Source organism: Streptomyces monticola (assembly GCF_042665355.1).
Taxonomy (GTDB): Bacteria; Actinomycetota; Actinomycetes; order Streptomycetales; family Streptomycetaceae; genus Streptomyces; species Streptomyces monticola.
In genome coordinates this window covers 198,437-215,128 of record NZ_JBHTCF010000011.1, presented here as the reverse complement: position 1 = coordinate 215,128, position 16,692 = coordinate 198,437, and the positions used below count along the sequence as shown (strand labels likewise).

19 protein-coding genes are annotated in these 16,692 nt (G+C 71.0%); 12 read left to right on the top strand and 7 right to left on the bottom strand.

Features of this window, described 5'->3' with window-relative positions:
* Nucleotides 1–75: 75 nt before the first annotated feature.
* Nucleotides 76–624, bottom strand: a complete 549-nt coding sequence (locus ACFQVC_RS24985) for a hypothetical protein (protein WP_381834464.1) — start codon at nucleotides 622–624, stop codon at nucleotides 76–78.
* Between the two features lie 101 nt (nucleotides 625–725).
* On the opposite strand from ACFQVC_RS24985, the gene tsaB reads away from it, so the two are divergent.
* From tsaB to ACFQVC_RS24955, 6 genes are all read left to right on the top strand, one after another.
* Entirely contained in the window at nucleotides 726–1,379 is a 654-nt protein-coding gene (tsaB, locus tag ACFQVC_RS24980) for a tRNA (adenosine(37)-N6)-threonylcarbamoyltransferase complex dimerization subunit type 1 TsaB (RefSeq protein ID WP_381834461.1), read from the top strand.
* Nucleotides 1,380–1,408: 29 nt separating this feature from the next.
* Nucleotides 1,409–1,888, top strand: a complete 480-nt coding sequence (gene rimI / locus ACFQVC_RS24975) for a ribosomal protein S18-alanine N-acetyltransferase (RefSeq protein WP_381834750.1) — start codon at nucleotides 1,409–1,411, stop codon at nucleotides 1,886–1,888.
* Complete coding sequence (gene tsaD / locus ACFQVC_RS24970; RefSeq protein ID WP_381834458.1) at nucleotides 1,881–3,035, top strand: tRNA (adenosine(37)-N6)-threonylcarbamoyltransferase complex transferase subunit TsaD; 1,155 nt, start codon at nucleotides 1,881–1,883, stop codon at nucleotides 3,033–3,035. The genes rimI and tsaD overlap by 8 nt, the downstream gene beginning before the upstream one ends.
* Entirely contained in the window at nucleotides 3,032–3,289 is a 258-nt protein-coding gene (locus ACFQVC_RS24965) for a hypothetical protein (protein WP_381834456.1), read from the top strand. Before tsaD ends, ACFQVC_RS24965 begins: the two co-directional genes overlap by 4 nt.
* A gap of 137 nt (nucleotides 3,290–3,426) precedes the next feature.
* Nucleotides 3,427–3,783: a YciI family protein gene (locus ACFQVC_RS24960; protein WP_381834453.1), complete on the top strand. Its 357-nt coding sequence runs from the start codon at nucleotides 3,427–3,429 to the stop codon at nucleotides 3,781–3,783.
* 33 nt (nucleotides 3,784–3,816) lie between these two features.
* Nucleotides 3,817–5,103: an RNA polymerase sigma factor gene (locus ACFQVC_RS24955; protein ID WP_381834450.1), complete on the top strand. Its 1,287-nt coding sequence runs from the start codon at nucleotides 3,817–3,819 to the stop codon at nucleotides 5,101–5,103.
* 3 nt (nucleotides 5,104–5,106) lie between these two features.
* Here ACFQVC_RS24955 and ACFQVC_RS24950 read toward each other — a convergent pair whose 3' ends face one another.
* Nucleotides 5,107–6,333 carry a class I SAM-dependent methyltransferase gene (locus tag ACFQVC_RS24950; protein WP_417851986.1) on the bottom strand — a complete coding sequence of 409 codons (1,227 nt, stop codon included), beginning with the start codon at nucleotides 6,331–6,333 and terminating at the stop codon, nucleotides 5,107–5,109.
* A gap of 308 nt (nucleotides 6,334–6,641) precedes the next feature.
* Here ACFQVC_RS24950 and ACFQVC_RS24945 point away from each other — a divergent pair, with 308 nt between their 5' ends.
* Together ACFQVC_RS24945 and ACFQVC_RS24940 are read left to right on the top strand one after the other, a co-directional pair.
* Complete coding sequence (locus tag ACFQVC_RS24945) at nucleotides 6,642–7,544, top strand: polysaccharide deacetylase family protein (protein ID WP_381834447.1); 903 nt, start codon at nucleotides 6,642–6,644, stop codon at nucleotides 7,542–7,544.
* Between the two features lie 40 nt (nucleotides 7,545–7,584).
* Nucleotides 7,585–8,415: a polysaccharide deacetylase family protein gene (locus tag ACFQVC_RS24940; protein WP_381834444.1), complete on the top strand. Its 831-nt coding sequence runs from the start codon at nucleotides 7,585–7,587 to the stop codon at nucleotides 8,413–8,415.
* 15 nt (nucleotides 8,416–8,430) lie between these two features.
* On the opposite strand, the gene ACFQVC_RS24935 is transcribed toward ACFQVC_RS24940, so the two are convergent.
* Nucleotides 8,431–9,972: an FtsW/RodA/SpoVE family cell cycle protein gene (locus ACFQVC_RS24935; protein WP_381834746.1), complete on the bottom strand. Its 1,542-nt coding sequence runs from the start codon at nucleotides 9,970–9,972 to the stop codon at nucleotides 8,431–8,433.
* Nucleotides 9,973–10,108: 136 nt separating this feature from the next.
* Nucleotides 10,109–10,522: a DUF6234 family protein gene (locus ACFQVC_RS24930; protein WP_381834441.1), complete on the bottom strand. Its 414-nt coding sequence runs from the start codon at nucleotides 10,520–10,522 to the stop codon at nucleotides 10,109–10,111.
* A 266-nt stretch (nucleotides 10,523–10,788) separates the two neighbouring features.
* Here ACFQVC_RS24930 and groES point away from each other — a divergent pair, with 266 nt between their 5' ends.
* The 3 genes from groES to ACFQVC_RS24915 all read left to right on the top strand — a co-directional run bounded on the left by groES (nucleotide 10,789) and on the right by ACFQVC_RS24915 (nucleotide 13,441).
* On the top strand, nucleotides 10,789–11,097 hold the full coding sequence (groES, locus tag ACFQVC_RS24925) for a co-chaperone GroES (RefSeq protein ID WP_005313390.1): 309 nt from the start codon (nucleotides 10,789–10,791) through the stop codon (nucleotides 11,095–11,097).
* A gap of 101 nt (nucleotides 11,098–11,198) precedes the next feature.
* Nucleotides 11,199–12,821, top strand: coding sequence for a chaperonin GroEL (groL, locus tag ACFQVC_RS24920; RefSeq protein ID WP_381834438.1), 1,623 nt, complete (start codon nucleotides 11,199–11,201; stop codon nucleotides 12,819–12,821).
* 107 nt (nucleotides 12,822–12,928) lie between these two features.
* Nucleotides 12,929–13,441 (top strand): DUF1990 family protein, encoded by a 513-nt coding sequence (locus ACFQVC_RS24915; RefSeq protein WP_381834435.1) that lies wholly within the window; start codon nucleotides 12,929–12,931, stop codon nucleotides 13,439–13,441.
* On the opposite strand, the gene ACFQVC_RS24910 is transcribed toward ACFQVC_RS24915, so the two are convergent.
* The gene (locus ACFQVC_RS24910; protein ID WP_381834432.1) at nucleotides 13,409–14,182 is read right to left on the bottom strand and encodes an SDR family NAD(P)-dependent oxidoreductase; all 774 of its coding nucleotides are present in this window, start codon (nucleotides 14,180–14,182) and stop codon (nucleotides 13,409–13,411) included. The genes ACFQVC_RS24915 and ACFQVC_RS24910 overlap by 33 nt on opposite strands.
* A 72-nt stretch (nucleotides 14,183–14,254) precedes the next feature.
* Nucleotides 14,255–14,923 carry an MOSC domain-containing protein gene (locus ACFQVC_RS24905; protein ID WP_381834429.1) on the bottom strand — a complete coding sequence of 223 codons (669 nt, stop codon included), beginning with the start codon at nucleotides 14,921–14,923 and terminating at the stop codon, nucleotides 14,255–14,257.
* Between the two features lie 80 nt (nucleotides 14,924–15,003).
* On the opposite strand from ACFQVC_RS24905, the gene ACFQVC_RS24900 reads away from it, so the two are divergent.
* Nucleotides 15,004–15,900: a LysR family transcriptional regulator gene (locus ACFQVC_RS24900; protein ID WP_381834426.1), complete on the top strand. Its 897-nt coding sequence runs from the start codon at nucleotides 15,004–15,006 to the stop codon at nucleotides 15,898–15,900.
* A gap of 130 nt (nucleotides 15,901–16,030) precedes the next feature.
* Here the strand turns inward: ACFQVC_RS24900 and ACFQVC_RS24895 are convergent, their stop codons facing one another.
* Entirely contained in the window at nucleotides 16,031–16,360 is a 330-nt protein-coding gene (locus tag ACFQVC_RS24895; RefSeq protein ID WP_381834423.1) for a WhiB family transcriptional regulator, read from the bottom strand.
* Between the last annotated feature and the right edge of the window lie 332 nt (nucleotides 16,361–16,692).

Genomic DNA, 16,692 nt, shown 5'->3' with positions numbered 1-16,692 from the left:
CGAGCTGATCGGGCCGGCCGAGCTGGTGGGGCCGATCGGGCCGATCGGGCCGGCCGAGGCGATGGGGTACGGGAGTTACGGCACCACGTAAACGGTCGTGCCGACCGTCGCGAACTCCCACATCGCCTTGCCGTCGGCCCGCGTCTGGCGGATGCCGCCGGTCTTCTTCGACGGGTCGGGCTTCGGCATCGAGCCGTCCACGGCGGCACTGAAGCCGATCGCGACGCCGTCCGCGTTCGCGAACCGCACGACGTGCTCGATCGGCACCCCGTCGGAGCCGACGACCGAGCCGGAACGGGTGGTCACGGCGTACTCACCGGGCTGCGGATCGACCGTGGACGGGGTGACCTTGAAGGAGCGCTGCGCCTTGTTGTCCCCGCCGACCAGCCAGACCTGGTCGGTGCCGAGGGAGTAGACGACGCGCTCGCCGCTGCCCGACGCCGCGGGTACCGCGTTCGGGTCGGCCTTGTCCTTGGGGTGCTGAGGGGTGGCCGCGGAGGAGTCCTGCTTGGGCTTGCCCAGGGTCTCCGGGGCGTTGGCCGAGGCCTGGTAGGCGAGGAAGCCGACCGCGGCGAGGGCCGCCGCGGTGAGCCCGGCCACGATTCCCGAGCTGCTGCGTGCCACCGTTCCACCCTTCGTATATACGTCTTGATGGTGACGGTAGCAGCAGGTGAACCCCTCGCCTGGGCACCGTGCCACGGCCGCGCAAGCCGTAGGCTGTTTGCGTGCTCTTGCTCGCTCTGGATACCGCCACCCCCGCCGTGACCGTCGCCCTGCACGACGGCGCATCCGTCGTCGCCGAGTCCGCTCAGGTCGACGCACGCAGACACGGGGAGCTGCTGCTTCCGGCCGTCGACCGGGTGCTCGCCGACGCGGGCGTGAAACTCGACGCCGTCACCGCGATCGTGGCGGGCGTCGGCCCCGGCCCCTACACCGGCCTCCGGGTCGGCCTCATGACCGCCGAGACCTTCGGCTCCGCGCTCGGCGTCCCGGTGCACGGCCTGTGCACGCTCGACGGCCTGGCCTACGCGGCCGGGATCGACGGCGAGTTCGTGGTCGCCACCGATGCCCGGCGCAAGGAGGTCTACTGGGCGCGGTACGCCGACGCGCGCACCCGGCTCACCGACCCGGCCGTCGACCGGCCCGCGGAGATCGCCGAGCGCGTGGCGGGACTGCCCGCCGCCGGCGCCGGCGCGCTGCTCTACCCGGACACCTTCGCCGACGCCCGCGGCCCCGAGCATGTCTCCGCCGCCGCCCTCGCCTCCCTCGCCGCCGAGCGGCTCGCGGCGGGCGTGGACCTCGAGCCGCCACGGCCGCTGTACCTGCGCCGCCCCGACGCCCAAGTCCCCAAGAACTACAAGGTGGTCACCCCCAAGTGACCACCGTGGATACTCCCGTCCTGCGCGGGATGCGCTGGTGGGACATCGAGCCCGTGATGGTGCTCGAACGTGAGCTGTTCCCCGAGGACGCCTGGTCGCGCGGCATGTTCTGGTCCGAACTCGCGCACTCCCGCGGCCCGTTGGCCACCAGGCACTTCGTCGTCGCGCTCGCGCAGGACGAGGTCGTCGGGTACGCGGGCCTGGCCGCCGCCGGCGGGCTCGGGGACGTCCAGACCATCGCCGTCGCCCGCGAGTACTGGGGCAGCGGGCTCGGCGCCGCGCTGCTCAGCGACCTGCTGCGGGCCGCCACCGCCTTCGAGTGCGGCGAAGTGCTGCTCGAAGTGCGCGTCGACAACACCCGTGCCCAGAAGCTGTACGAGCGCTTCGGTTTCGAGCCGATCGGCTTCCGGCGCGGCTACTACCAGCCCGGGAACGTGGACGCCCTGGTGATGCGTCTCGCCGACCCGGCCTCCTCCGTACAAGTACAAGGAACCGACACCCATGGCTGACTCACGCGACGAGCCTCTCGTTCTCGGCATCGAGACCTCCTGCGACGAGACCGGCGTCGGCATCGTCCGCGGCACCACGCTGCTCGCGGACGCCGTCGCCTCCAGCGTCGACGAGCACGCCCGCTTCGGCGGCGTCGTGCCGGAGGTCGCCTCGCGTGCCCACCTCGAAGCGATGGTGCCGACCATCGAACGGGCCCTGAAGGAGGCGGGCGTGAGCGCCCGTGACCTCGACGGGATCTCCGTGACGGCCGGGCCCGGGCTTGCGGGCGCGCTGCTCGTCGGCGTCTCGGCCGCGAAGGCGTACGCCTACGCCCTGGGCAAGCCGCTGTACGGCGTGAACCACCTGGCCTCGCACATCTGCGTGGACCAGCTGGAGCACGGCCCGCTGCCCGAGCCCACGATGGCGCTGCTCGTCTCCGGCGGACACTCCTCGCTGCTGCTCTCCTCCGACATCACCTCGGACGTACGCCCCATGGGCGCGACCATCGACGACGCTGCGGGCGAGGCCTTCGACAAGATCGCCCGGGTGCTCAACCTCGGCTTCCCCGGCGGCCCCGTCATCGACCGGTACGCGAAGGAGGGCGACCCGAACGCGATCTCCTTCCCGCGGGGGCTCACCGGGCCGCGCGACCCGGCGTACGACTTCTCCTTCTCCGGTCTGAAGACCGCCGTGGCGCGCTGGATCGAGGCGAAGCGGAACGCCGGCGAGGACGTGCCGGTCCGTGATGTGTCGGCGTCCTTCCAGGAGGCCGTCGTCGATGTGCTGACCCGTAAGGCGGTGCGGGCCTGCAAGGACGAGGGGGTCGACCACCTCATGATCGGCGGTGGCGTGGCCGCCAACTCGCGCCTTCGCGCCCTCGCCCAGGAGCGCTGCGAGCGCGCGGGCATCCAGCTGCGCGTGCCACGGCCCAAGCTGTGCACGGACAACGGCGCGATGGTCGCGGCACTCGGCGCCGAGATGGTGGCACGGGGCCGGTCCACGTCGGACTGGGACCTGTCGGCGGACTCCTCGCTCCCGGTGACGGAGCCGCATGTGCCGGGACACGGTGACGCCCACTCCCACGGCCACTCGCAGGCCCACACGCACTCTCACTCTCACTCTCACGATCACGTGCACGAAGTGGCAAAGGACAACCTGTACTCATGACCGTCGCCCTGATGTGGGAGGCCCGGGCCGTGGAGGGCCGGGGCGGGGAGCTGCTCGACTGGGCCGGCGCGCAGGAACTGGCTGTCGCTCCGCTGCGCCGTGAGACCTTCGCCGCACCCGAGGACCGGGTTCTCGTGATCACCTGGTGGGACGCGGCCTACGACGCCGACCTGCCCGAACTGCCGGAACCTGACGGCGAGTTGGTGCGGCGCGCGGTGCACCGGTGGCGGTTCGAGTCGGTGGCCGTCGCCTAGGTCTCGTACCGTTTTCGCGTGGTTTCGTAAAAGATCTTCGAAGAAATCCGGGGAGCGTGTCGATTCCTGGTCCGCCCGTTCGACGCATGGGTGAGAGGCGGGGGAGAGGCCCCCGTCTCCCGGACCGAGGAGTCACCATGCCGCGCTTCCTGACCATGATCCGTATCGATGAGAACAACGTCCCCGAGGGCGGCCCGAGCCCGGAGCTCCAGGAGCGCATGGGCAAGCTCCTGGAGGAGATCACCAAGGCCGGCGTCATGCTCGACACCGCCGGGCTCGCCCCGACCTCGCAGGGCAGCCGTGTGCACTGGGAGGGCGGCCGGATCTCCGTCACGGACGGGCCGTTCACCGAGACCAAGGAGGTCATCGGCGGCTACTCGATCTCCCAGTGCAAGGACATGGCCGAGGCCGTCGAGTGGACCAAGCGCTTCCTGCAGACCCACGAGCCGTACTGGACGATCAGCGCCGAGGTCCGGCAGATCGAAGAGGGCTGAGGTCCGCCCTTCCGGGTGCTTTGATGGGTGGCCGTGACGGACGAACAGGGTGAAGCGGCCACCCACCGGGCCAACGAGGCGATCGAGGCGGTCTTCAGGATCGAGTCGCCCCGCATCATCGCGGGCGTGGCCCGGGTCGTGCACGACGTCGGGATAGCGGAGGAACTCGCGCAGGACGCGCTGGTCGCCGCTCTTGAGCAGTGGCCGCAGACGGGGGTCCCGGACAACCCGGGCGCCTGGCTCATGGCCACGGCCAGACACCGCGCCGTCGACCTGGTCCGCCGCCGCGAGCGCTACGCCCGCAAACTGGCCGAGATGGGACGGGACTTGGCGGCCGTGCCACCGCCGCAGGAGCCCGCAGCGCCGGACGACATCGACGACGACCTGCTGCGGCTCGTCTTCACCGCCTGCCATCCGGTGCTCTCCGCCGAGGCCCGGATCGCGCTCACCCTGAAGCTGCTCGGCGGCCTCAGCACCCCCGAGATCGCCCGCGCCTTCCTCACCTCCGAGGCGACCGCCGCCCAGCGCATCGTGCGCGCCAAACGCAGCCTCGCCAAGCAGGGCGTCGCCTTCGAAGTGCCGTACGGGCCCGACCGCGAGGCCCGGCTCGGCTCCGTCCTCGAGGTCATCTACCTGATCTTCAACGAGGGGTACGCCGCCACCGCGGGCGACGACTGGCTGCGGCCCGCTCTGTGCGAGGACGCCCTGCGCCTTGCCCGGGTGCTGCAGGGGCTGATGCCCAAAGAGCCCGAAGTGCACGGACTCGCCGCGCTGTTGGAGTTCCAGGCCTCACGTACGGCGGCTCGTACCGGCCCGTCCGGCGAGCCGGTGCTGCTCGCCGAGCAGCACCGCAGCCGCTGGAACCGGCTGCTCATCCGCCGCGGCTTCGCCGCCCTCGGCCGGGCCCAGGCGGTGGGCGGCGCCCCGGGCCCGTACACCCTGCAGGCCGCCATCGCCGCGAGCCATGCCCGGGCGCACACCTACGAGGACACCGACTGGACACAGATCGCGACCCTCTACGAGCTGCTCGCCGCGCGCACCCCGTCCCCGGTCGTGGAGCTCAACCGCGCGGTGGCCGTCTCCATGGCACAGGGCCCCGAACCCGCCCTCGCCCTCGTCGACGCCCTGGCCGCCGAACCCGCCCTGCGGGGCTACCACTTGCTGCCCAGCGTCCGCGGCGACCTCCTCGCCCGCCTCGGCCGCACGGCGGAGGCCCGCACCGAATTCATCCGCGCGGCAGCCCTCGCCCGCAACGAACGTGAACGGGAACTGCTGCTCCGGCGGGCGGAGGGTGAGCGCTCGGAGGGTGAGCGCTCGTGACGGTCAGGCGGGTGGTCGGCCGGCGGGTGTGGCCGGGGCGCCGATCAGCATCGTCGGCGCTCCCGCGACCCGGGTCAGGAACACCGTCGCCGAGTTCGGCCCCTGCGGTTTCACCTTGCGGCGCAGTTCCTCCGGCTCGACGGCCGAGCCGCGCTTCTTGACGGTCAGGACGCCGACTCCCCGCTCCCGCAGCAGGGCCTTCAACTTCTTTACGTTGAATGGGAGTTGGTCGGTGATCTCGTAGGCGCTCGCGAACACTGTCTCGTGCCGCTCGTCGCTCGTGACGTACGCGATCGTCGGGTCAAGCAGGCCCCCGCCGACCTCCTTCGCCACCTCGGCGACCAGATGGGCCCGGATGACGGCGCCGTCCGGCTCGTACAGAAAGCGCCCGACCGGCCGCGGTCCGGGGTCGGGCAGCATCGTCGAGAGTGCCGTCCACAGCGTGGCGTGCGCGGGCAGCAGCGTGGCTCTCACCGAGCCGGGGCCGATGCCCTCGCCGAACCACAGCACCGCCTCCTTCACGTCACCGCCGTCCGAGATCCACTCCGCCTCGGCGTCCTCGGGCACCGCCTCGTGCGGTACGCCGGGGGCGATCTTCAGGGCCGCGTGCGGGGCCTTGCGGGCGGCATCGACCGCCCAGGAGAGCGGCGGCGAGTAGGCCTCCGGGTCGAAGATGCGCCCGCGACCGCCGCGCCGGGCCGGGTCCACGAAGACCGCGTCGTACGCCGAGGTGTCGATGTCCGCGACGTCCGCGCAGCGCACCTCGATGAGATCGCCGAGGCCGAGCGCGGCCGCGTTGGCCCGCGCCACCTCGCAGGTCAACGGGTCGCGGTCGACGGCCAGTACGGAGATCCCAGCGCGGGCGAGTGCGATCGCGTCGCCGCCGATCCCGCAGCACAGATCGGCCACGCTGCTCACGCCGAGCTCCTTGAACCGCTCCGCGCGGTACGCCGCGACGCTCGTCCGGGTCGCCTGCTCGACGCCGTTCGGCGTGAAGAACATCCGCCGCGCGTCCGCCGCCCCGAACTTCGCGGCCGCGCGCTGGCGCAGCCGGGCCTGGCCGAGGGCCGCGGAGACCAGTCCCGCCGGGTGGTCACGGCGGAGCCGGGTCGCGAGGGCCAGCTCCTGGGCGGGGTCGTGCTCCCGCACTTCGTCGAGCAGCGCGCGCCCCTCGTCGGTGAGCAGGGCGGCGAAGGCGGCGAGGGGGTCCGGGGGGTCGAGGTCGTTCACCCGGCCATTGTCGGCCAGCGGAAGCCGGGCCGTCCCGGCCGGTGCTCGCACCCGGGCCGTCCTGGCCGGTGCTCACGGCCGAGCCGTCCTGGTCGACGCTCGCATCCGGGCGCCGTGCCGGTGACCGTGGCCCGTCTCCGCCCGTGCAAGCGAACCGTGCCGGCCCGTGCAAGCGAACCGTGCCGGCCCGTGCAAGCGATCCGTGCCGGCCCGTGCAAGCGATCCGTGTCGGCCAGTCGGTGGATCGTGCGCGCCGGGCGGCGGTGTCGGCGGAGTTGGGCGGCCCCGCGCTGACAGGATCCGACGCCATGCAACTAGTACGACAAAAAGAAAAATCAGCCAGAAATGGGGCCACCCAGGCCAAGGCGGCCGTGGCCCTCGTGACCGCCGCCGCCCTGGCCTCCGGCTGCGCCGGCGGCGAAGCGGAACGGACCCCGGCCCAGCCGGCCCCCGGACAGCAGCAGGCCGGCCTCGCCAAGCAGCGCGCGGCCGCGCACGCCGCACGGCTCGCGGCGGTCAAGCGCTGGAACGTCGCCAAGATGCCGCTGACCCCGCCGAAGGCGCCGTCCAAGAAGCCCCGGATCACCACCCGCAAGGGCTTCGACGTCGCCGGGCAGAAGGAGCTGCCGCCGGTCTTCACCACCGTCCCGACCAAGGACAAGGTCGTCTTCCTCACCATCGACGACGGGGCCGAGAAGGACCCGCGGTTCCTCAAGATGATGAGCGACCTGAAGATCCCGTACACCGCCTTCCTCAGCGACTACCTGGTCAAGGAGGACTACGGCTACTTCAAGAAGATGCAGGACCGCGGTGTCGTACTGAACAACCACACGCTCAACCACCGCTACATGCCCGGACTTTCGTACGCACAGCAGAAGCGCGAGATCTGCGGCATGCAGGACGTGATCCAGAAGCGCTACGGCAAGCGGCCCGAGCTCTTCCGCCCGCCCTACGGCAACTACAACAAGGAGACCCTGAAGGCCGCCAAGGAGTGCGGCGTCAAGGCCGTCCCGCTGTGGAACGCCGAGGCCTTCGTGGACCGCATGGACTGGCGCGAGTGGGACCGCGACCTGCACCCCGGCGACATCATCCTCACCCACTTCCGCGGCAAGGAGGACTGGAAGGGCACCATGCCCGACATGATCCGGCGCCTGCTGAAGACGGTGACGGACAAGGGGTACGCCATCGCCCGCCTGGAGGACTACCTGTGAGGGCCGGTCTGGCGGGGGCAGGTTCGGCGGGGGCCGGACGGTGAGGCGCGCGCACCGGCTGCTCGCCGGAGTGCTGGCAGCCGGTGCGCTGGCCGTGAGCGGGGCGCTGACCGGGTGCGCCCAGTCGGTCGACCCGATCGAGCGGCTCGGCAGGAAGGCCGCGCAGAAGGTCGAGGAACGCCGGGTGAGCGCGGCGACGTACCGCCGCTGGGGCCTGAGCAAGCCGTTCGCGCCCGCGCCCAAGCCCCCGGCCCGTAAACCGCTCGCCGCCGCGGGGCCCGGGCTGCCCGCCGTGATCGACCGCGTACCGACCAAGGACAAGGTCGTCTTTCTGACCTTCGACGACGGCGCGGAACGCGATCCGCGGTTCGTCCGGATGGTGAAGGAACTGAAGCTGCCGGTCAGCATGTTCCTGACGGACAGCGTGGTGGGACCCGGCTACGCGCACTTCGGCGAGCTGCGCGCGGTGGGCGCGACCGTGCAGAACCACACCCTCGACCACCCCTATCTGCCCGGACTCTCCTACGAAGGGCAGCGCTGGGAGATCTGCGGCCAGCAGGACAAGCTCAAGGAGCGCTTCGGCATCAAACCGCGGCTCTTCCGCCCACCGTACGGCGACTACAACGACGACACCCTGCGCGCCGCCGCCGACTGCGGGCTCTCCGCCCTGGTGCTGTGGCGGGCGTCCATGCAGATCAACGACCTGCGGTACGCGGAGGGCGGCAAGCTGCGCCCCGGCGACATCGTCCTCGCGCACTTCCGCGGCCCGGACGAGCTGAAGGGCGCCTCGCTGACCGAGATGACGGCGCGGATGCTGCGCAGGATCCAGGCGCAGGGGTACACGGTGGCGCGCCTGGAGGACTACCTCTGACTCCGGGCCCGGCCGTCAGGCCCGTGCGGCGGTGGAGAACGGGCCCTGAGGACGGTCCCCGGCACGGGAGCCGGCGGCGTGGGCGGCGGGCCCGCGGGCCCCGGAGCCACCCCGGTCACCCCGGTCACCCCGGTCACCCAGGTCGCCCAGGTCACCGGGATCGTCGCGCTCCGCGAGGGACGCCTCGCGGTGCCGCCCCGCGCTGTCGCTGATCCGCAGCAGCAGCGCGATCATCCCCCAGTTCGCCACCAGCGATGAGCCGCCCTTCGCGAGGAACGGCAGCGCCTTGCCGGTCAGCGGGATCAGGCCCATCACGCCGCCCGAGACCACGAACACCTGGAGCATCAGGGCGGCCGCGAGCCCGGCCGCGAGCAGCTTGCCGAAGGAGTCCCTGGCGAGGATGGCCGTGCGCATACCGCGCTGCACGAGCAGGGCGTACAGGAGCAGCACGGCCATCAGTCCCGCGAGCCCCATCTCCTCGCCGACCGTGGTCAGGATGAAGTCGCTGCGGCCCGCGAAGCCGATCAGCTCCGGGTGGCCCTGGCCGAGCCCGGAACCGGTGAGGCCGCCGCTGCCGAAGCTGAACAGGGCCTGCGCGAGCTGGTCGGACGCGCCCTTGGCCTGCCCTTCGGGGGTGAGCGCCTCGAACGGGTTCAGCCAGGCCTCGACGCGCCCGTGCACATGCGGCTGCAGCGAGCCGACCACGAAGGCGCCGACCGCGGCCAGGGTCACGCCGCACAGGATCCAGCCGGGCCGCTCCGTGGCCGCGTACAGCATCACCACGAAGAGCCCGAAGAAGATCAGCGAGGTGCCCAGGTCCCGCTCGAAGACGAGCACGAGCAGGCTGACCACCCAGACGGTCAGGATCGGCGCGAGCTGCCGCCCCGGGGGCAGCCGCACACCGAGCAGCTTGCGGCCGGTCAGGGCGAGGGCGTCCCGGTTCAGGGTCAGATAGCCCGCGAAGAACACCGCGATCATGATCTTCACGAACTCGCCGGGCTGGAAGGACAGACTGCCGAGATAGATCCAGCGCTTGGCGCCGTAGGTGTCGCCGGGGAAGAAGGCGGGTGCCATAAGGAGCACCAGGGCGACGGCCATCGTCAGATAGATGTAGCGCTGCAGCCGCCGGTGGTCGCGCAGCGCCACCAGGACCCCGATGCAGACCGCGACCCCGATCACGGACCACAGCAGCTGCCCGCCCGCGGTGGGGGTCGCGTTCTTGAACTTCTCCGCGTACGTGGTGTCCAGGCGGTGCAGCAGGATCAGACCGAGCCCGGTGAGCAGCGTCGCGATGGGCAGGATCAGCGGATCGGCATACGCCGCGAACCGTCGCACCGCCAGATGCCCGGCCAGCGCGAGCAACGACATGCTGGCCGTGAACTGGGCCAGATTCGCAGGCAGTTGACCATGGGTCGCGAGCCCGACATAGGCATGCCCGAAGACGGTGACCGCGACAGTCAGCGCCAGGAGCAGGGCTTCGGTACGCCGGTGCGAGAGCGCGGCGGGGGAGCTGCGGCGGCCGACGGTGGCGGCCGAGGAATCGGCTTCCTGTCCGATCTGCTCCGCTTTAAGGCGCTTTATCTTCACAAGGTGGAGGACGTGACTTCCCCCGCAACGGTTCCGCCCGCCCCTGCGATCGAGATCACCCGCCGGGACGGCGGCTGCGGTCACCCGTCGGGGATGGCGGCTGCGGTCACCCGCCGAGACACTCGCTGTTGTCGCCGCCGCTGCGGCACTGCCGGCCGGTGTGGCCGGGGTCGTACGTGGACGGCGCGGGCTCGGGCCGCTGTTCGCGGTAGGCGGCGACGCCGCCGATCAGCAGGGCGCCGATGGCCAGCAGGCTCACCGCCACCTGGAGCCCGCCGGACGCCTTGAGCCCGCCCCGAAGGAGCACGGCGCCGCTGAGCGCGATGACCGCGGCGACCGGCCCGGTGGTCAGGTAGGGCAGCCGGTCCATGCCCGGGACCGGCCCCGTGCTCCAGCGGTGGATACCGGCCATGACCGTCGCCGCGCCCAGCGCGGCGACATCGCCGACGAGCAGGAGTACGGCGAGCAGCGCATCGCCCGCCCTCCGCCGCCATGCCTCGCGCCCGCTGCCCTCCCGCATGCCAGGACTGTCGTACGGAACCGTGGCGTCCGCCGGAACGTTGCGAAATCGAGGCCTGCCGGTGGTGATTCATCCCCCCGTACAGGTCGGCGATTGGCACTCCGCTTGACCGAGTGCTAATCGCAGTCATAGTCTCGGGTCTGGCACTCACCACTGGAGAGTGCCAACACAGCGACGGGCAGGTCCGGCACCCGCGACGACGGATCCACCTGGTCGCCACCTCAGACAGTTAACCCCGTGAGATCTCCGAAGGGGGAGGTCGGATCGTGACGACCGCCAGCTCCAAGGTTGCCATCAAGCCGCTCGAGGACCGCATTGTGGTCCAGCCGCTCGACGCAGAGCAGACCACGGCCTCTGGCCTGGTTATTCCGGACACCGCCAAGGAGAAGCCCCAGGAGGGCGTCGTCCTGGCCGTGGGCCCGGGCCGTTTCGAGAACGGCGAGCGTCTTCCGCTCGACGTCAAGACCGGCGACATCGTGCTGTACAGCAAGTACGGCGGCACCGAGGTGAAGTACAGCGGCGAGGAGTACCTCGTCCTTTCGGCCCGCGACGTGCTCGCGATCGTCGAGAAGTAATTCACCGGTTTTGCTTTTGAGCTGCGCCCTTGGCCCCCGCGACAATTAAGAAGCCGGGCGCCAGGGGCGCAGTTCATTTTCGAGAGGACTGATTCAGCTCCATGGCGAAGATCCTGAAGTTCGACGAGGACGCCCGTCGCGCCCTCGAGCGCGGCGTCAACAAGCTTGCCGACACCGTCAAGGTGACCATCGGCCCCAAGGGCCGCAATGTCGTCATCGACAAGAAGTTCGGCGCCCCCACCATCACCAACGACGGCGTCACCATCGCCCGTGAGGTCGAGGTCGAGGACCCGTACGAGAACCTCGGCGCCCAGCTGGTGAAGGAGGTGGCGACCAAGACCAACGACATCGCGGGTGACGGCACCACCACCGCCACCGTGCTGGCCCAGGCCCTGGTCCGCGAGGGCCTGCGCAACGTGGCCGCGGGTGCCTCCCCGGCCGCCCTGAAGAAGGGCATCGACGCCGCGGTCAAGGCCGTCTCCGACGACCTGCTCGCCACCGCGCGTCCCATCGACTCCAAGTCCGACATCGCCGCCGTGGCCGCGCTGTCCGCCCAGGACAAGCAGATCGGCGAGCTGATCGCCGAGGCCATGGACAAGGTCGGCAAGGACGGTGTCATCACCGTCGAGGAGTCCAACACCTTCGGCGTGGAGCTCGACTTCACCGAGGGCATGGCCTTCGACAAGGGCTACCTGTCCCACTACTTCGTGACCGACCAGGAGCGTATGGAGGCCGTCCTCGACGACCCGTACATCCTGATCCACCAGGGCAAGATCTCCTCGATCCAGGACATGCTCCCGCTCCTGGAGAAGGTCATCCAGGCCGGTGGCTCCAAGCCGCTCCTGATCATCGCCGAGGACGTCGAGGGTGAGGCGCTCTCCACTCTCGTCGTGAACAAGATCCGCGGCACCTTCAACGCCGTCGCCGTCAAGGCGCCCGGCTTCGGCGACCGCCGCAAGGCGATGCTCGGCGACATGGCCACCCTCACCGGTGCCACCGTCATCGCCGAGGAGGTCGGCCTCAAGCTCGACCAGGCCGGTCTCGACGTGCTCGGCACCGCCCGCCGCGTCACCATCACCAAGGACGACACCACGATCGTCGACGGCGGCGGCCAGAAGGCCGACGTCGACGGCCGCGTCGCCCAGATCAAGGCCGAGATCGAGGCCACGGACTCCGACTGGGACCGCGAGAAGCTCCAGGAGCGCCTCGCGAAGCTGGCCGGCGGCGTGTGCGTGATCAGCGTCGGCGCCGCCACCGAGGTGGAGCTGAAGGAGAAGAAGCACCGTCTGGAGGACGCCATCTCCGCGACCCGCGCCGCGGTCGAGGAGGGCATCGTCTCCGGTGGTGGCTCCGCGCTCGTCCACGCCGCGAAGGTCCTCGAGGGCTCCCTCGGCAAGGAGGGCGACGAGGCCACCGGTGTCGCCGTCGTCCGCCGCGCCGCCGTCGAGCCGCTGCGCTGGATCGCCGAGAACGCCGGCCTCGAGGGCTACGTCATCGTCTCCAAGGTCGCCGAGCTCGAGAAGGGCAGCGGCTACAACGCCGCCACCGGCGCCTACGAGGACCTGGTGAAGTCCGGCGTCATCGACCCGGTCAAGGTCACCCGCTCCGCCCTGGAGAACGCCGCGTCCATCGCCTCCCTGCTCCTGACGACCGAGACCCTGGTCGTCGAGAAGAAGGAAGAGGAAGAGGCCGAGGCGGGCCACGGTCACGGCCACTCCCACTGAGCCCATCGCCGGCGCTGAAGCAAGCGCAGGCGAACTGAGCTGAGCCGACTCGGGCCCGGCACCCCACGCGGGTGCCGGGCCCGAGCGCTTCCCCACGGAGGATCGTCATGCCGGCCCCGGCCCCGTTCACGTATCCCGAAACCGGCGCGACCCGTCAGGGACCGCCGCTGCCCGACGGCTACCACCACCTGCGGGTGACGACGGTCGTCGGCACCGGTCCCGCGGACTTCCGGGCCGCCGCCGAAGCTGTCCTCACCTGGCGCATGCACCGCGCGGTGGGCGTGCGCATCGACAGCACGGCAGAGCGTGCGGCCCCCGGCGTCGAGGTGACCGTGGGCCTCGGACCGGTCAGGGCGCCCTGCCGCGTCGTCTGGGCCGAACTCGGCCCGGATACGGCCGGCTTCGCCTACGGCACCCTGCCCGGCCACCCGGAACGCGGCGAGGAGGCCTTCCTCGTCACCCTCGCCGAAAGCGGCCAAGTCGCCCTGACCATAACGGCGTTCAGCCGCCCGGCCGCCTGGTACACCGGCCTCGTACCGCCCCTGACCCGGGCCCTGCAGCGCGCCTACGCCCGCCGCTGCGGCCGCTCACTGCGGGCCGTACTTGCGTCCCGTACGTGAGGTGATCCCGCCGAGCAGCCCCCGCGGCACCACCTTCACCACGCCCATCATGGCCTTGTAGCGCGGATCCGGAATGGACAGCGACTTGCCCCGGGCCAGATCCGACAGCGCGCCGGCCACCAGCTTGTCGGCGTCCAGCCACATCCACTTGGGGATGTTGTCCGTGCCCATCCCGGCCCGCTCGTGGAACTCCGTGCGCACGAAACCCGGGCACAGCGCCATCAGCCGCACTCCGGACCCGGCCAGGTCCTTCGCCACGCCCTGGGTGAACTGCACGACCCACGCCTTCGAGGCGCCATAGGTCCCGCGGGGCACGAACGCCGCCACCGACGCCACATTGACCACGCCGCCGCGGCCCCGGTCCCGCATCCCCTCGACCGCCGCGGAGGTGAGCCGGAGCACCGCCTCGCAGTGCACCTTCAGCATGGTCAGCTCGTCGGCCATGGGCACCTCGAGGAAGTGCCCCTTGTTGCCGAAGCCGGCGTTGTTGATCAGCAGGTCGACCGGGTCCCTGCGGTCGTCGAGCCGCTTCGCGACCGCCTCGATGCCGTCCTCCGTGGCGAGGTCGGCGGTCAGCACCTCCGCCTCGATGCCGTGCCGGTCGTGCAGTTCGGTGGCCTGCTCCCGCAGCCGCTTGGTGTCGCGCGCGACGAGCACCAGGTTGTGGCCGTCGGCGGCCAGGCGGCGGGCGAAGGCGGCGCCGATGCCCGCGGTCGATCCCGTAATCAGAGCGGTAGTCATGGGCCAAGGCTAATGACTGCGGCGCCCGCCGCCGCGCCCGCCCGGACTCACGGGCCGCTCCCCGGGCCCCGCTCAACCCCCGTATTTGGCGATGTACTTACGGGCCGCGTCGATGGCCTCCGGGTGCAGCGCGTCACCGGCGGCGAGCACCCTCGACAGCAGGGCGCGCTCAGTGGTGGCGGACCTGAACTGGAAGGCGACGGTGACCTCGTGGTCCGGCCGGCGCACGATCTCGACCGGGTCCCCGGCCCTGATCTCACCCGGCTCCACCACCCGCAGATACGCCCCGGGCGCGGCCTTGTGCGTAAACCGCTTCACCCATCCCCGCTCACCGAGATGCCCCGCGAACGTGGCGCAGGGAATACGCGACGACGTCACCTCGAGCACCAGATCGGGACCGACCCGCCAGCGCTCCCCGATCTTCGCGCCGGTCACATCGATCCCGGAGGTGGTGAGGTTCTCGCCGAACACGCCGTTGGCCAGCGGCCGGCCGAGCTCGCCCTCCCAGGCGTCCAGGTCCTCGCGCGCGAAGGCGTACACGGCCTGGGCGTCACCGCCGTGATGGCGCAGGTCGCCAATCTCGTCCCCGACGACTCCGCTGCCGCCTTCGCCCTTCGGCCCGGGAGCGACGACCCGCACGGGCCCCTCGACCGGCCGCTTGTCGATCGCTGTCGCGCCCGTCGGGGCATCGGTGTACTCCACGGCCTTGTGGCGGCCCAGATTCACGGAAAGCAGCTTCATGCGCGGCAGGCTAGACGACCTTGACCAAAGCGTCGACTCATTATTCGCCCATGACTCCAAGCGTGACTTATGCTTACGGCATGATCGAGGCCCGTCATCTCCGTGTGCTCCGCGCCGTGGCCGCCACCGGCTCCTTCTCCGCGGCGGCCCGCGAACTGGGCTGCACACAGCCGGCCGTGAGCCAGCAAATGAAGGCTCTCGAGCAGTCGACGGGCACCCCGCTGCTCATCCGCACGGGTCGCGAGATGCGCCTGACGCAGGCGGGCGAAGCCCTCGTCCGGCACGCCTCCGGCATCCTGGCCGGCCTGACCGCCGCCGAGGAGGAGGTCGCCGCCATCGCGGGCCTGCGCGCCGGCCGGGTCCGGCTCGTCTCCTTCCCCAGCGGCAGCTCGACCCTCGTGCCGACCGCACTCGCGGCCCTGCGCGCCGCCCACCCCGGCACCCGGGTGTCCCTGGTGGACGCCGAGCCGCCGCGCTCGGTGGAGATGCTCCGCGAGGGCGACTGCGACGTGGCGCTCGCCTTCCGCTACGAAGGCGCGAACACCACCGAGGACTGGAGCGACCTGGCCGTACGCCCGCTGCTCGCCGACCGTCTCGTCGGCCTGGTCCCCGAGCGCCACCGGCTCGCCAGAACCTCATCCGTCGCCATCGGCGAACTCGCCGACGAGCCCTGGATCGCGGGCTGCCCGCGCTGCCGCCGCCAGCTGGTCCAGGTCTGCGAAGGCGCCGGGTTCACCCCGCGCATCGACTTCGCGACCGATGACTATCCGGCGGTGATCGGCCTGGTGGGAGCGGGTCTCGGCGTCGCCGTACTGCCCGAGCTCGCCCTGGAGTCGGTGCGCCCCAAGGGTGCGCGTGCGGTGGCGGTGGAGCCGGCCGTGCGCCGCGAGATCGTGGCGCTCACGCTGCCCGATCTGGCCCAGGTGCCGGCCGTGGCGGCCACGCTCGATCAGCTGGCCCGCGCCGCGACCCGCTGAACCCGCCCGGCGGGAGCCCGGCGAGCGGTCGTGCGGCGCACGTGGGAACGCGCCTGAAGAAGCGCCTGAAAAAGCGCGTGAAGGCGCACCTGAAGAAACGTTCCTTCGTTGGAACGGTACGGAGCGGACGTCAGCGCCCCGGGGTAGCGGCGCCGGAGGTCGCCGACGCCGTGACGAGGCGGTTGCGGGCCCGCCCCATGAGTTCCTCGCGCTCGTCCTCGGTCAGGCCGCCCCAGACGCCGTACGGCTCGCGTACTGCCAGGGCGTGTGCGGCGCACTCCGCGCGCACAGGGCACCTCATGCAGACCTCTTTGGCCGAGTTCTCGCGGGCACTTCGCGCGGCACCCCGTTCGCCCTCCGGGTGGAAGAAGAGCGAGCTGTCGACCCCGCGGCAGGCGGCCAGGAGCTGCCAGTCCCACAGATCGGCGTTCGGCCCGGGAAGGCGGGAGAAATCTGCCATTGCTTGTCCCCTTGCAACCTGTGATGAGCGGATTCAGTGCCCATGACCGTACATCTACTGTCGGAGTAGATGAAAATATGACTCATGGCGAATCTAGTCACAGACACCAGCAAAAGGGAAGAAAAGCCGCTAAATGGGGCATAGTCGCAACGGAAGCTTCGGTGACCTGCGATACCTGTGCTGTATCCGTCCCCTCACGTAGAGTGCCGAAGGTGGCTCACTGACCCGTAACTCTTTCGAGTGACCGTCGTTGAGAGTGCGGAGGCGGTTGAAAACAGAAGCGCTCGGGCAGGTGTCCGAGGGCGTCAATCGCACAGGTGACGATTCGTACC